General features: G+C 66.0%; 16 protein-coding genes. 11 read left to right on the plus strand and 5 right to left on the minus strand.

The features are described from left to right. The 8 genes from KIK15_RS16310 to mutM all read left to right on the plus strand — a co-directional run bounded on the left by KIK15_RS16310 (position 1) and on the right by mutM (position 5,249). Positions 1-411, plus strand: a complete 411-nt coding sequence (locus tag KIK15_RS16310) for a DUF302 domain-containing protein (protein ID WP_214245864.1) — start codon at positions 1-3, stop codon at positions 409-411. Between the two features lie 72 nt (positions 412-483). Further along, entirely contained in the window at positions 484-750 is a 267-nt protein-coding gene (locus KIK15_RS16315) for a metal-sensitive transcriptional regulator (RefSeq protein ID WP_214245780.1), read from the plus strand. 118 nt (positions 751-868) lie between these two features. Then, on the plus strand, positions 869-1,432 hold the full coding sequence (rsmD, locus tag KIK15_RS16320) for a 16S rRNA (guanine(966)-N(2))-methyltransferase RsmD (RefSeq protein WP_214245781.1): 564 nt from the start codon (positions 869-871) through the stop codon (positions 1,430-1,432). A gap of 57 nt (positions 1,433-1,489) precedes the next feature. Beyond that, positions 1,490-1,966, plus strand: coding sequence for a pantetheine-phosphate adenylyltransferase (gene coaD, locus KIK15_RS16325; RefSeq protein WP_214245782.1), 477 nt, complete (start codon positions 1,490-1,492; stop codon positions 1,964-1,966). Positions 1,967-2,102: 136 nt separating this feature from the next. After that, positions 2,103-2,876: a DivIVA domain-containing protein gene (locus tag KIK15_RS16330; RefSeq protein ID WP_214245783.1), complete on the plus strand. Its 774-nt coding sequence runs from the start codon at positions 2,103-2,105 to the stop codon at positions 2,874-2,876. 76 nt (positions 2,877-2,952) lie between these two features. Beyond that, the gene (locus tag KIK15_RS16335) at positions 2,953-3,537 is read left to right on the plus strand and encodes a DUF177 domain-containing protein (RefSeq protein ID WP_307851940.1); all 585 of its coding nucleotides are present in this window, start codon (positions 2,953-2,955) and stop codon (positions 3,535-3,537) included. Then, complete coding sequence (rnc, locus tag KIK15_RS16340; RefSeq protein ID WP_214245784.1) at positions 3,537-4,328, plus strand: ribonuclease III; 792 nt, start codon at positions 3,537-3,539, stop codon at positions 4,326-4,328. The genes KIK15_RS16335 and rnc overlap by 1 nt, the downstream gene beginning before the upstream one ends. A 3-nt stretch (positions 4,329-4,331) precedes the next feature. After that, on the plus strand, positions 4,332-5,249 hold the full coding sequence (gene mutM / locus KIK15_RS16345) for a bifunctional DNA-formamidopyrimidine glycosylase/DNA-(apurinic or apyrimidinic site) lyase (protein WP_214245785.1): 918 nt from the start codon (positions 4,332-4,334) through the stop codon (positions 5,247-5,249). Here mutM and KIK15_RS16350 read toward each other — a convergent pair. Continuing rightward, on the minus strand, positions 5,209-6,129 hold the full coding sequence (locus KIK15_RS16350; protein WP_214245786.1) for a LysR family transcriptional regulator: 921 nt from the start codon (positions 6,127-6,129) through the stop codon (positions 5,209-5,211). The genes mutM and KIK15_RS16350 overlap by 41 nt on opposite strands. Positions 6,130-6,229: 100 nt before the next feature. Between KIK15_RS16350 and gabT the strand changes: the two genes are divergently transcribed. Beyond that, on the plus strand, positions 6,230-7,555 hold the full coding sequence (gene gabT / locus KIK15_RS16355; RefSeq protein WP_214245787.1) for a 4-aminobutyrate--2-oxoglutarate transaminase: 1,326 nt from the start codon (positions 6,230-6,232) through the stop codon (positions 7,553-7,555). 14 nt (positions 7,556-7,569) lie between these two features. Here the strand turns inward: gabT and KIK15_RS16360 are convergent, their stop codons facing one another. The 4 genes from KIK15_RS16360 to KIK15_RS16375 all read right to left on the minus strand — a co-directional run bounded on the left by KIK15_RS16360 (position 7,570) and on the right by KIK15_RS16375 (position 11,796). After that, on the minus strand, positions 7,570-8,370 hold the full coding sequence (locus KIK15_RS16360; RefSeq protein ID WP_214245788.1) for an ABC transporter permease: 801 nt from the start codon (positions 8,368-8,370) through the stop codon (positions 7,570-7,572). Between the two features lie 145 nt (positions 8,371-8,515). Continuing rightward, the gene (locus KIK15_RS16365; RefSeq protein ID WP_214245789.1) at positions 8,516-9,442 is read right to left on the minus strand and encodes an ABC transporter permease; all 927 of its coding nucleotides are present in this window, start codon (positions 9,440-9,442) and stop codon (positions 8,516-8,518) included. 7 nt (positions 9,443-9,449) lie between these two features. Beyond that, positions 9,450-10,628, minus strand: a complete 1,179-nt coding sequence (locus KIK15_RS16370; RefSeq protein WP_214245790.1) for an ABC transporter substrate-binding protein — start codon at positions 10,626-10,628, stop codon at positions 9,450-9,452. 100 nt (positions 10,629-10,728) lie between these two features. Further along, a complete protein-coding gene (locus KIK15_RS16375) occupies positions 10,729-11,796 on the minus strand; it encodes an ABC transporter ATP-binding protein (RefSeq protein ID WP_214245791.1) in 1,068 nt (355 codons plus the stop codon). Between the two features lie 172 nt (positions 11,797-11,968). Between KIK15_RS16375 and KIK15_RS16380 the strand changes: the two genes are divergently transcribed. Next, complete coding sequence (locus KIK15_RS16380) at positions 11,969-12,712, plus strand: FadR/GntR family transcriptional regulator (protein ID WP_214245792.1); 744 nt, start codon at positions 11,969-11,971, stop codon at positions 12,710-12,712. A gap of 40 nt (positions 12,713-12,752) precedes the next feature. Continuing rightward, the gene (locus tag KIK15_RS16385; RefSeq protein ID WP_214245793.1) at positions 12,753-13,463 is read left to right on the plus strand and encodes a cache domain-containing protein; all 711 of its coding nucleotides are present in this window, start codon (positions 12,753-12,755) and stop codon (positions 13,461-13,463) included. Positions 13,464-13,530 lie beyond the last annotated feature (67 nt).

Genomic DNA, 13,530 nt, shown 5'->3' on the forward strand with positions numbered 1-13,530 from the left:
ATGGAACTCGGACTGCGCACGACGCTGACCGATATCGACTTCGCCACCGCGCGCGAGAAGGTGACCACCGCTCTGAAGGACCAGGGGTTCGGCGTGCTCACCGAGATCGACGTGCAGGCGACCTTGAAGCAGAAGCTCGGCGAGGACATGGAGCAATTCACGATCCTCGGCGCCTGCAACCCCACGCTGGCGCACAAGGCACTCGGAGTGCAGCCTCAGATCGGGATGCTACTGCCGTGCAATGTGGTGGTTCGCGCTGACACGACCGACGAGTCCGGGCGCACGATGATCGTCGAGGCGATGAACCCCGACCTCATGGTGTCAGTCACCAATGAGTCCGGACTGGTCCCAGTCGCCTCGCAGGCCGCCGAACTCCTCGGCAAGGCGATCGCTGCCCTCAGTGCCGCCTGACCTCACCACCGTCGACCCCGGGGGATCCATGCCCCCGGGGGTACGATTGGGTTGACCTACGGGAGGACTGCCATGACTGGAGATGACGAGACGATCGCCCTGGTGCTGAACCGACTGCGACGCGCGCACGGGCAGTTGGGCGGCGTGATCTCGATGATCGAGAACGGCCGCGACTGCAAGGACGTTGTCACCCAACTCGCTGCGGTGTCACGGGCCTTGGACAAGGCGGGCTTCAAGATCGTGGCGACCGGTCTGCGGGAGTGCATCACCGGTGACCCCGGGGCCAAGGAGCCGATGACCGAGTCCGAGCTCGAGAAGCTGTTCCTCGCACTGGCCTGAATCCTGGTGGTGACCGCCCACTCGCCCATGATGGGTGGGCGGTCGGATGAGGTCTGACTGTCTCGACATCGACCCCCGGGTGTGCCCGGCGGGTGTCGGGTCGCCGACAATGACGTTCATGCGGATCATCGCCGGTACGGCTCGGGGGCGTCCCATCTCGGCGCCGCCGTCGGGGACGCGACCCACCTCCGACCGGGTCCGCGAATCGTTGTTCGGGATACTCGAAGCCCGAATCGACCTCGAGGGTCTGTCCGTGCTCGACCTCTACGCCGGATCCGGTGCGCTCGGGCTCGAGGCGCTGTCGCGAGGTGCGGCCACGGTGGTGTCGGTGGAATCCGATGTCAAAGCTGCAGCGACGATCGCGAGCAACCGGGAAACGGCTGGGTTCGATGCCGCCCGTCTGCACATCCGACGCCGACCGGTGACTGCGGTGCTCTGCGGTCGTGCGTCTGGCGCATTCGATCTCGTCTTCTGCGATCCGCCCTACGACCTCGACGGTGCGGTCATCACCGACCACCTCGTAGCGTTGGCCGCCGGAGATTGGGTGCACTCGGAGACGATGATTGCCGTGGAACGCTCGGCACGGTCGGCGGCCACCGTGTGGCCCGACGCGTTCGCCGAGGTGCTGTCGCGCACCTACGGCGAGACCCGGATCGACATCGCCGTCGCGGTCGATCGGTGACCGGTCGCGACATTCACGCCGAGTCGGCTGGACGGTTCGGCTGCTAGCTTGGCCGGTATGACCGGTGCTGTGTGCCCAGGCTCATTCGACCCGCTGACCCGCGGCCACCTGTTCGTCATCGAACAGTGCGCGCAGCGCTTCTCCGAACTCGTGGTGACCGTGGTGGTCAACCCGGCCAAGCAGGGCATGTTCACCATCGATGAGCGCGTCGAGTTGATCGAGCAGTGCACCGCGCATCTGCCCGGTGTGCGGGTGGACCGGTGGGAGGGACTGCTCGTCGACTACCTCGCCCGCAACGACTACTCCACCATCGTCAAGGGGCTACGCAGTTCGGTGGACTTCGAGTACGAGGTGCCGATGGCCCAGATGAACCGCGACCTGGCCGGGATCGAGACGTTCTTCCTGCTGACCGAACCGCAGTGGGCGCACGTGTCGAGCTCGCTGGTCAAAGAGGTGGCGAAACTCGGCGGTGACGTGGCCCCGTTCTTGCCCGAGCCGGTCTACTCCGCTGTCGCAGCGAAGGTGGGTCGGTGATCCTCGAGCAGGCGTGTTCGACACGCCACGACCGGCTACCACGAAAACCGGGAACCACTGGGCACAATAACCACAGAAACAACACCAATCACTCTAGTTGCGTGCCCTCGGGCATCGGCGAGAAACAGAGGTAGCTGTGTACCGAGTATTCGAAGCTCTCGATGAACTGGTCGCCATCGTCGAGGAGGCGCGGGGAGTCCCGATGACCGCCGGATGTGTGGTGCCGCGCGGCGACGTGTTGGAGCTGCTCGACGACGTCAAGGACGCCATCCCCGGTGAGCTCGACGATGCCCAGGATGTACTCGACCAACGCGACAAGTTGGTCGGCGACGCCCGCGCGCACGCCGACAAGACGATCGGTGAAGCGACCTCGCAGGCCGACTCGATGGTGGCCCATGCGCGCGCTGAGGCCGATCGCATCCTCTCCGAAGCCAAGTCGCACGCCGACCGCATGGTCGCCGAGGCCCAGGCGCACGCCACCGACCTCGTCAACCAGGCGTCCGACGAAGCCCAGCGCACCACCGCCGGTGCCGCGCGCGAGTTCGAGGCCGTGACCGGACGGGCCCGCGCCGAGGCGGCCCGGATGATCGAATCCGGCAACGCCACCTACGAGAAGTCGGTGGCCGAGGGTATCGCCGAGCAACAGCGACTGGTGTCCGAGACCGAGGTCGTGGCGGCAGCCAAGTCCGAGGCCGACCGCATCATCGATGCGGCACATTCCGAATCGGATCGCCTGCGCGGTGAGTGCGATGTCTACGTCGACAACAAGCTCGCCGACTTCGAGGAACTGCTCACCGGCACCATGCGCTCGGTCAGCCGGGGGCGCCAACAGCTGCGCACGGGCGCCGGTCTGCACGACTACGGCGATCGGCCGCGTACCGCGGACTTTCCCACCGGTGTAGCTGTCTGACCGCAGTAGCGTCGTCGGCTCGGCCCGGTTGGTCGTGAACTGGGAAGCGACGATCCCATCACGTATCGTCGGGCGCGTGTCTGATCAGCGCGTTCGCCCCGGTTCGGCCGTGGGCCCCTTCGTACTCGACATCCGGTCGCTAGGCCGTCGTCCCGGAACCATGGCCCAGGTGCACCGCACCGTCACCTGCGTGACCGACATCGGGCTGGACCTGATCTCCATCCCCGCCGCAACCGAGGTCGACCTCGATCTGCGGCTGGAATCGGTCAACGAGGGTGTGTTGGTGACCGGCACCGCCGCGGGGGAGACCGTCGGCCGTTGCGCGCGATGCCTTGAGCCGGTGGCCGGCGCAGTCAACGTGTTCCTCACCGAGCTGTACGCCTACCCCGACAGCATCACCGACCAGACCTCAGACGCCGACGACATCCACCGCATCGACGACGATCTGATCGATCTCGAGCAGGCCGTGATCGATGCCGTGTGTCTGGATCTGCCGTCTGCGCCGCTGTGCCGTGTGGACTGCGCTGGACTGTGCGTGGAGTGCGGCGTTCGGCTCGACACCGCAGAACCCGATCACGGCCACGACGTCATCGATCCCCGGTGGGCCAAGCTGCAGGAACGGTTCGGGGCGGCCGGGCCCGAGGGCGTGGTTGCCGACTGATGGTTGAACGCAGCGACACTGCGAGCGAGGCCGAGGTCGCGTCTGCGATTCCGGAGCTGGTCGCCGATCCGGCCCCGCTGCTCGAGGCGATCGGGGTGCAGATCTCCCCGGAACTGTTGGCGCTGGCCTTGACCCATCGCTCCTACGCCTACGAGAACGGCGGGCTTCCCACCAACGAGCGGCTCGAGTTCTTGGGTGACTCCGTGCTGGGCGTGGTGGTGACCGAAGACCTCTACCGCACCTACCCCGAGCGGCCCGAGGGCGAACTGGCCAAGATCCGGGCCAGCGTGGTGAACATGTACGCCCTTGCCGACCTGGCCCGTGGTCTGGGTGAAGGTGGACTGGGCCGCCACATCCTGTTGGGCCGCGGTGAGGAGCTGACCGGCGGCCGGGACAAGGCGAGCATCCTGGCTGACGGCATGGAGTCGATCCTCGGCGCGGTGTATCTCGACCACGGTTTCGAGACCGCGCGGGAAGTGGTGTCACGCTTGTTCGCTCGCTCGGTTCGGCGCTCAGCGGTGATGGGGGCGGGCCTGGACTGGAAGACCTCGCTGCAGGAGCTGACCGCCGAACGCGGACTCGGGGTTCCCACCTACCAGATCACCTCGACCGGTCCCGATCATTCCAAGGAGTTCACCGCCACCGCCATGGTCGCAGGCGAACCCAAGGGTGTCGGTACGGGTCGGACCAAGAAAGAGGCCGAGCAGAAGGCGGCCGCCACGGCCTGGCAGCAGATCGCCGCCCGCGAGGACCCCGAGTCCGCGTCCGATCCCGACGCCGGGGCGAGCTGAGAGGTGCCCGAGCTCCCCGAGGTCGAGGTGGTGCGGCTCGGCCTGCACAACCACGCCGTCGGCCGCACCTTCGGTTCGGTGTCGGTGCGCCATCCCCGCGCGGTACGCCGACATCTGCCGGGTGCAGCCGATCTGGCGGGTGCGTTGGCGGGCAGTCGGATCGCCGCCGCGCGACGCCGAGGCAAGTACCTGTGGCTTGATCTGACCCGTACGCCAGGCGGTGAGTCTGCCTCTGCCCCTGAGGATGTCGCCTTGGTCATCCATCTGGGGATGAGTGGACAGATGCTGGTGTGCGATCCCGGCGCGCCCGACGAGGTTCATCTGCGGGTGCGAGCAGAACTCGACGATGGGCGCGAGTTACGGTTCGTCGACCAACGCACGTTCGGCGGCTGGTTCCTTGACGACTACGTTGTCGACCCCGCGCAGCAGGCAGCTGAACCTGGTGCAGCCCAGCTGATCCCGAGCACGATCAGCCACATCGGCCCCGATCCGTTCGACCCGCACTTCGACCCCGATCGGGTGGTCGCGGTGTGGCGCAGCCGCCACACCGAGATCAAGCGGGCGCTGCTCGATCAGAACGTGGTGAGCGGTGTCGGCAACATTTACGCCGATGAAGCCCTGTGGCGCAGCAAGATCCACGGCGCTCGGATGACCGACGAGCTGTCTCGGCCCAAGTTGCGTGGTCTCCTCGACGCTGCCAGCGAGGTGATGGCCCAGGCTCTTGAGCAGGGCGGGACCTCATTCGACCGTCTCTACGTGAACGTCAACGGGCAGTCGGGATACTTCGAGCGATCACTCAACGCCTACGGCCGCGAAGGACAGCCGTGCCGTCGGTGTGGGCGGATCATGCGTCGCGAACAGTTCATGAACCGCAGCTCGTTCAGCTGCCCGAAGTGTCAGGTGCGGCCTCGGGGAATCTGACGGCGTCGGCGCCGTAGCGTTCGCCGCAGAACGCACGCAGTCGACACGCCATGTGCCGCAATGCTTCCCCGGCGTGATGGGAGCGATCCCAGGCCGCCACCAGTTGGATCTGCAGTGGACCGTCCTCGGTGTCGATCATCACTGCGTGCAACCCGAACCGTGGGTCATCGGACAATACGGCTACACCTCGGTCGGCCGCGGCCAGCGCCTGGGCGATCTGAGGGTGAGCGCACTCGCGCATCGCACCGGGAGACACCCCGCTGCGCACCAGGGCGTCGTCGAGAATCTGACGTGGCGTGTTCCCCAGGGTGAGAGCCAACACCGTCTGCTCCGCCAGTTCGGTGATGTCGATGCGTCGGCGGCTCGACCAGGCGTGCCCCAGGGGCACGTATGCCCACAGCGGCAGGACCGCGATCGGCTCGCTGGCTGCGGTGTGTGGGGCGGTGTGGGGCAGGATCACCAGATCGGTGTCCTGATCCACCTCGCCACGGGTGGTCAGCGGGTCGGCTTCGGTCACCTGCGGGGTGGGATCGGTGGGGGACAGGGTCGCCACGAACGGTGCGATGACGTCGTTGATGGTGGTGGCGGGGGCGCGGATGGTGATGGTCTCCAGACGTCCAGACGCGGTGGCGTTGGCCGCGGCGCGCGCGATGCGGGCGCGATCGAGGACGTCGAGTGCGTGGGGAAGAAACGCCCGGCCCGCTGCGCTGAGCACCAATCGCCCCGACGTGCGCACGAACAGCTCCACGCCCAACTCGTGTTCGAGCTGGCGGATCTGGCGCGACAGTGCGGGTTGAGTCATGTGCAACTGAGAGGCCGCCATGCTGACGGTGCCCGCCTGTGCCACGGTCACGAAGTAGTGCAGGGTCCGCAGCTCCATGCACAAAAAGCATAGTCGCTTGTATCTCTCGGCATTGGACGGCATCGCCGCAGTTCGGGGATCATGAGTCGACACCGCAGCGATCCGAGGCAGGAGCCCCATGACCGTCATACTCGAACAAGCCCGCCGTCTGATCACCGAGATCCCCGGTCCCCGCTCACGAGAGTTGATGGCGCGTAAGCACTCCGCGGTGGCCGCCGGGGTCGGTACCACCATGCCGGTGTTCGTCGAAGCCGCATCCGGCGGCGTGGTGCGCGACGTGGACGGCAACATCCTCATCGACCTGGGCTCAGGAATCGCGGTCACCACCGTGGGCAACAGCGCCCCACGGGTGGTGGACGCAGTGTCCGAGCAGGTCGCCGCCTTCACCCACACCTGTTTCATGGTCACCCCATACGAGTCCTACGTGGCGGTATGCGAGGCGTTGGCGCGACTGACCCCCGGCGACCACGACAAGCGTTCAGCGCTGTTCAACTCCGGCGCCGAGGCGGTGGAGAACGCGGTCAAGATCGCCCGAGCTCACACCCGCCGCAGCGCGGTCGTCGCCTTCGACCACGCTTATCACGGGCGTACCAATCTCACGATGGCCATGACCGCGAAATCCATGCCCTACAAAAGCGGGTTCGGACCGTTCGCATCCGAGGTGTACCGCGCACCCATGTCGTATCCGTACCGTGACGGCGGCCTCGACGGGCCTGCAGCGGCGCAGCGCGCGTTGTCGGTGATCGACAAACAGGTCGGCGCAGCCAACCTCGCCGCAGTGGTGATCGAACCGATCCAAGGCGAAGGCGGATTCATCGTGCCCGCACCCGGATTCCTCGCCGCGATCGCAGACTGGTGCACCGACAACGGCGTCGTGTTCATCGCCGACGAGGTGCAAAGCGGATTCGCCCGCACCGCAACGATGTTCGCCTGCGAACACGAAGGTGTGGTGCCCGACCTGATCGTCACCGCAAAAGGCATCGCAGGCGGCCTACCGCTCTCCGCGGTGACCGGGCGAGCCGAGATGATGGACGCCCCCCACGTCGGCGGTCTCGGCGGAACCTACGGCGGCAACCCCATCGCGTGCGCCGCCGCACTGGCAACCATCGAGACGATCGAGTCCGACGGTCTCATCGACCGGGCGCGCGCCATCGAATCGGTGATACTCGCACGGCTGCACGCGCTGGCCGCCACCGACGACCGCATCGGGGACATCCGCGGACGCGGCGCCATGATCGCCGTGGAGATCGTCCACTCCGGCACCGACACCCCCGATCCAGAGCGGACCAAGGCCATCGCGATGACCGCGCACGCCGCCGGGGTCATCGTGCTGACCTGCGGAACCTACGGCAACGTGCTGCGGCTGCTGCCGCCGCTGTCGATCAGCGACGAGCTGCTCCACGAAGGCCTCGACGTCCTCGCCGAAGCCTTCGCCGCCTCCTGACCGGCCCCAGCGCCTCAGCGCACCGTCTCGGTGTCACCGGACAACCGTTGGGCAAACCAGATCGGGACCACCGAGACGATGATCAACACGACGGCGACCACGTTGGCGACCGGAGCCTGATTGGGTCGAAACAGGTTGTCCAGGATCCAGATCGGCAGCGTGGTCACCCCGCTACCGGCGGTGAACGACGTCACGATGATCTCGTCGAAACTCAGCGCAAACGCCAACAGGCCGCCGGCCAACAGCGCCGGCCGCAACTGAGGCAGCGTCACCAGACGAAACGTCGTCCAGATACCCGCTCCGAGGTCGGCCGACGCCTCCTCGAGGTTGTTGCCCATGCGCCGCAACCGGGCCTGCACGTTGTTGAACACCGTCACGATGCAGAACGTGCTGTGGGCGATCACCACGGTCACCAGGGTCAGTTGTAGCCCCAGGATCCCGCGAAACGCGTTGTTCAACGCGATACCGGTCACGATGCCGGGCAACGCGATCGGCAAGATCACCAGAAGATTGACCGACGACTTGCCGAAGAACGAATACCGTTGCAGCGCAAACGCCATCAGTGTGCCCAGCACCAACGCGATCACCGTGGACGCCAGCGCCACCTGCACGCTGGTGATCAGGGCATCACGGGCACCCTGGTTACCGAACGCGCGGGTCCACCACGTGAGGGTGAAACCCGGTGGAGGCCAACTCAACGTGTTGCTCGAGTTGAACGAGTTGATTCCCACGACGAGCAACGGCAGATAGATGAGCGCGAGGACGAGTGCCGTCGTCGCGGCGAATCCTCTGCGAACCCAGGGTCCGATGACCATGTTCGAAGTACTTTCTGTGCGTGGCCGGAGCAGGAACATCCCGAGCTAGAGAGTGTCGAGCACTCCCGCGCTAGAGCTTGTCGAGCGCTCCCGCGCTAGAGCTTGTCGAGCGCTCCCGCGCTAGAGCTTGTCGAGCGCTCCCGCGCTAGAGCTTGTCGAGCGCTCCCGCGCGGCGGGCCACAGCGAGATACCCGACCATGATCACGATCGGGATCAGCGCGATCGCCGCCGCCAACGGAAGGTTGTTCGCCGCACCGACATTCGTGTACACCAAGTTGCCCAGCATCTGGGTGGCACCGCCGACGATGTTGACGGTGATGTAGTCACCCAGGGTCAACGAGAAACTGAAGATCGAACCCGCGATGACCGCAGGAAGGATCAGCGGTGCGACCACCCTGCGCAAGGTCGCCGCCGTCGACGCCCCCAGGTCCGACGACGCGTCGAGCAACGAGTCAGGCACCCGCTCGAGCCCGGCGAAGATCGGCAAGATCACATACGGCAGCCAGATGTAAGCCTGCGTGATGATCACCGCAGTCAGCCCGTAACCGAGACGACCCAGACCCAGGTGATCGGTTGTCCACGAGACGATCCCATCCGACGACAGCATCGAGCGCCACGCGAAAGCCTTCACCAGATAGCTCGCCCACAACGGGGTGAGAACCGCGATCACCAACAGCCGCCGGGCCCGAGGCGAGGCGATCTTGGCCATGTAGAACGCGATCGGCAACGCGATCACCACATCGATGATCGTCACCAGCACCGCCACCCCCAGCGTCCGCAGGGTCACCGTCCGATACAGGGCCTCGGTGGTGATCGAGCGGAGGTTGTCGAAGGTGATCGTCTTGGAGATGTCGCCGGTGAAGCTGTCCACCGTCCACAGCGCGGTGACCAGCAGCGCCGCCAACGCCACCACGTACACCGCGACCAACCAGGTCAACGGCGCAGCCAGCAACAGCGACAGCCGCGTGCGCGGCCGCTTCGCCAGGTACGACGAGACTGCGCGCGCCGGTGACCGAGGCCGCGGCGGCACCGGCGCGCAGGTGTCGCCCGGCGCATCGAGGGTGGTGGTCATCGTCGCCTCAGCCCTTGATCTCGGTCCACGCCTTGGCCCACTTCGAGTAGTCGGCGCAGGTCACATCGGTACGTCCGTCGACACACTTGGCCACGGGAGTCCGCCAGTACCAGAGCTTCTCGGCGAACTCCTTGTCGCCGGCGCGGTAGGTGGAGCAGAAGTTGGGGTCGGAGGCGAACTGGCAGGCCTCCTGGCTCGACGGTGCCTCGCCAAAGTACTCGGTGGCCTGGGCGTTGACCTTCGGTGAGCTGATGTAGTCGAGCCATGCGTAGGCGCAGTTGATGTTCTTGGCGCGCGAGGAGACCATCCACGTATCCGACCAGCCCGTCGCGCCCTCGGTCGGGACGATCGCCTTGACCTTCGCCTTGGTGATCGAGTTGACGATGACCTGCCAGGTGGTGCCGATGACCGAATCGCCGGTCTCGAAGGCCGACACCTCCTTGAGATAGTCCGACCAGTACTCGCCGACGTTGCTTCGCTGACTCTTGAGCAGATCCACGGTGGCCGCGAACTGCTTGTCGTCCAACGCATACGGGTTCTTGATGCCCAGCTCCGGCTTCGTCTTCATCAGATAGAGTGCCGCGTCGGCGATATAGATCGGTGAATCGTAGGCGGTCACCTTGCCCTTGTACTTCGAGGCGCCGTCGAACACCGAGGACCACGACGTCGGCGCCGGTGACACCTTCTCCTCGTTGTACATCAGCAGATTCGCGCCGTAGCCGTGCGGAATCCCGTAGCTCTTGCCGTCGAAAGTATTCCACTCCCGATTCTTCAAGAAGTCGAAGATCTTGGCGTAGTTGGGCACCAGACCGGTGTTCACCGGCGCGGCCTGCTTGGAGGCGACCATCCGGGCGGTCAGGTCACCCGAGGCGACCACGACGTCGTAAGAACCCGACTTCGCGAGGTTGAACGCCTCGTCGGAGGTGCCGTAGGTCTTGGAGGTCACCTTGCACCCGGTCTGCTTCTCGAAACCGCTGACCCAGTTGACTTTCGGATCGTTGCTACCGTTCTCGACATAGCCAGGCCAGGCCAGGATCGATACGCGGCCCTCGGTCGTGCCGAGCTTGGTGGGTGCAGAGGTGGACGTGTCGGAGTCGCTGCTACACGCGGCGCTGACACTGATCAGCGCCGCGACCGCGACGAGGGTTCCCAGTCGTGTGGTTGCGCTGGAGTTGGACGTGCTCATGGTTGTCTCCGCCTGTCGTGAGGATGATGGATGATGGAAGAGCCTGTGGGGCAATGCGCCTGACCGTTGATCAGGACGTGGGCACCCAGGTGCCGAGGGGTCAAGACAATGCGACGAGGTCGCGTTCGTTCCAGCTGGCGATCACCGCAGCGCCTCGCTCGCCGTCGTCGGACTCGCCTGCTCCCTGCTCCAGGACGATCAGCCCCGTACCGTCGTCGAGCCGCACGTGCACCCGGTGGCCGCTGCCGAGGTAGATGCTCTCGACGATGACCCCGCGGCGGGCGATGGTGCCCGCCGTCGAAGTGGTGGGCCCACCGCCATCGGTGCGCAGGGTGATCCGCTCCGGGCGAAGTGCGAACGTGCCACTGCGGCCCAACAACCCGACGGAGGTGGCGTCGTCGAAGATGTTCGAGGTGCCGACGAACGACGCGACGTATCTCGATGTGGGTTTCTCGTAGATCTGCTGCGGAGTCCCCAATTGGACCACCGACCCGTTGTTGAACACTGCCACCCGGTCGCTGAGGGTGAGTGCCTCTTCCTGGTCGTGGGTGACGAAGACGAAGGTGATGCCGAGGTCGCGCTGCAATTGTTTGAGCTCCACCTGCATCTGCTCGCGCAGTTTCAGATCGAGTGCACCGAGCGGCTCGTCGAGAAGCAGCACCCGGGGGGTGACCACCATCGCGCGGGCGAGGGCCACACGTTGGCGCTGTCCGCCCGAAAGCTGGTGGGGTCGCCGATCGGCCAGGTGTGCCAGCTGCACGGTGCCCAGCGCCTCGAGCGCCTCGGTCCGGCGCCGAGACTTGCCCACCCCCCGCACGCGCAGCCCGTAGGCGACGTTGTCCAGGACCGTCATGTGTGGGAAGAGCGCGTAGTCCTGAAAGACGGTGTTCACGTCGCGGTCGAACGGGGCGACGCCGGTGACGTCGGTGCCCGCGAGTGTGATCGTTCCCGATGTCGGTTGCTCAAAGCCCGCGATCAGGCGCAGAACGGTGGTCTTGCCCGAGCCCGAGGGACCCAGCATCGAGAAGAACTCCCCGTCTGCGATGTCGAGATCAAGGTTGTCGACGGCCGCGACGTCCCCGAAGGTCTTGGTCACCCCGCGCATCGAGATCGCGGGCGTGACAGCCGCTTTCGATGATCGGGTGGTGGCAGCGGTACTCGTCGTCATCAGTCGCAGGTCCGTTCCATCGTCCCGGCTCGTGGAGGACAGCACGGCCGGATCGCTATAAGATATAGAACTAGATGTTAAAAGCCCAGTGTTTTTTGTTAGCACTCGGTAACGACGTGGAAGCCATCTGGCGCGCACCCGTGTCTTTCGCCCCGCCGACAGGAGGTCGCCGATGGAGGCCAGACGTCTGACCACGACCCGAGCACGCGCGGCCATCTTTGCGCCCATCGCTGCCGAGGGCAGGGCAGCGATGGTCGAACAACGCCTCGGCGAGGCGATCCGATCTGGCGTGCTCGACGACGGGGAGCGGCTGCCCAGTGAGCCTGAACTGGCCGCGATGCTCGGGGTCGCCACGGTCACCGCACGCGAGGCGTTGACCGGTTTGCGCAGTCAGGGTCTGGTGGTGACCACCCGCGGTCGCGGAGGCGGCAGCTTCGTGTGTCGGCCTCCGGTCACCACCGACGCTCACGACACGCGTCGCCTCGCCTCGATGAGTCGGGTGGAACTGCGCGACCGAGGGGTGATGTACCGACTGATCGCCACGGGCATCGCCGAGCTCGCGGCTGAGCGTGCCGACCCCTACGACGTGGAGTTCCTGCACTCGCTGCTGCCCGCCGAAGACGATGACGACGTAGGGCGGTGGCGGCGGGCCGATGCCGAACTGTCACTGTCGATCGCCGCTCTCACCCACTCAGCCAGGGTGACAAGGGAGTTCGTCACCCTTGAGGCCGACTTCGGGTCGCTGTTGCGTATCCCGCTGGCCGACCGCGATTGCCGGGTGCAGGTGGCGCACCACCATCGCGCCATCATCGCCGCGATCGCCGACCGCGATGGTGAGGCCGCGCGTCGACGGATGCGCGTGCATGTCACCGAGGCACTCGAACGCGTCGCCGAGATCCATGCGACAGTGCGATGATCAGCCGGCACGCGCGGCGTGCGCGAGAACAGGGGGCGATGTGAGGGCGACACGCGAGAGTGACCTGGCCGCCTGTGCGGCCACGGTCGAGCGCTATTTCGATGCCGTGGAATCCGAACTCGTCGCCGTTCGGCAGACGCTGGTGGCGCTGTTCAGCCACGGGCCGGTGACAGCCGCCGCGGCGAGCGCCGCCATCGAGGATCGTGTTCGCCGGCACCTTCGTACCTCGCCGATCATCGGCGCCGGTTATGTGGCCGCGCCCGGTGCGCTGGCCGATCGCTCGCTCTACCTGGCCTGGTGGCAGGGTCAGGACGAGACGTTGCTCGCCGATCACACTCCGTCGCACGGATCGGATTTCGATTACACCCGCAACGAGTGGTTCCGAACGCCCTCGATGAGCAGGCATCCGCATGTCACCGGCCCGTATGTGGATTTCGTGTGTTCCGACGAGTACGTCATGACCCACACCGTGCCGGTGATCGTCGACGGCGAGATGCTGGGGGTGGTAGGCGCCGACACCCTCGTGGAAACGCTGGAGGACCTCTTCCTCGACGAATTCCGTTCTGCTCGAGCGACGTTGGTCAACAGCCATGGGCGGGCGATCGTCTCGGCCGATCCTCATGTGGCCACCGGTGACCTGATCGAGGCCGATGCTGCGGTCGATCACCTCGCTTGCACTCGGCTGCCGCTGCGGTTGATCGGACTCGACGGCGCACGACAGGTCGCCGCCCCCGCGCAAACATCTCGTTAAGGCCGCAGGTGAGAGCGTCGAAAGGGCGTTAACACCGCGGACTGGCTGCACATCGCGGTCCACGATC

Source organism: Williamsia sp. CHRR-6 (genome assembly GCF_018474015.1).
GTDB lineage: Bacteria > Actinomycetota > Actinomycetes > Mycobacteriales > Mycobacteriaceae > Williamsia_A.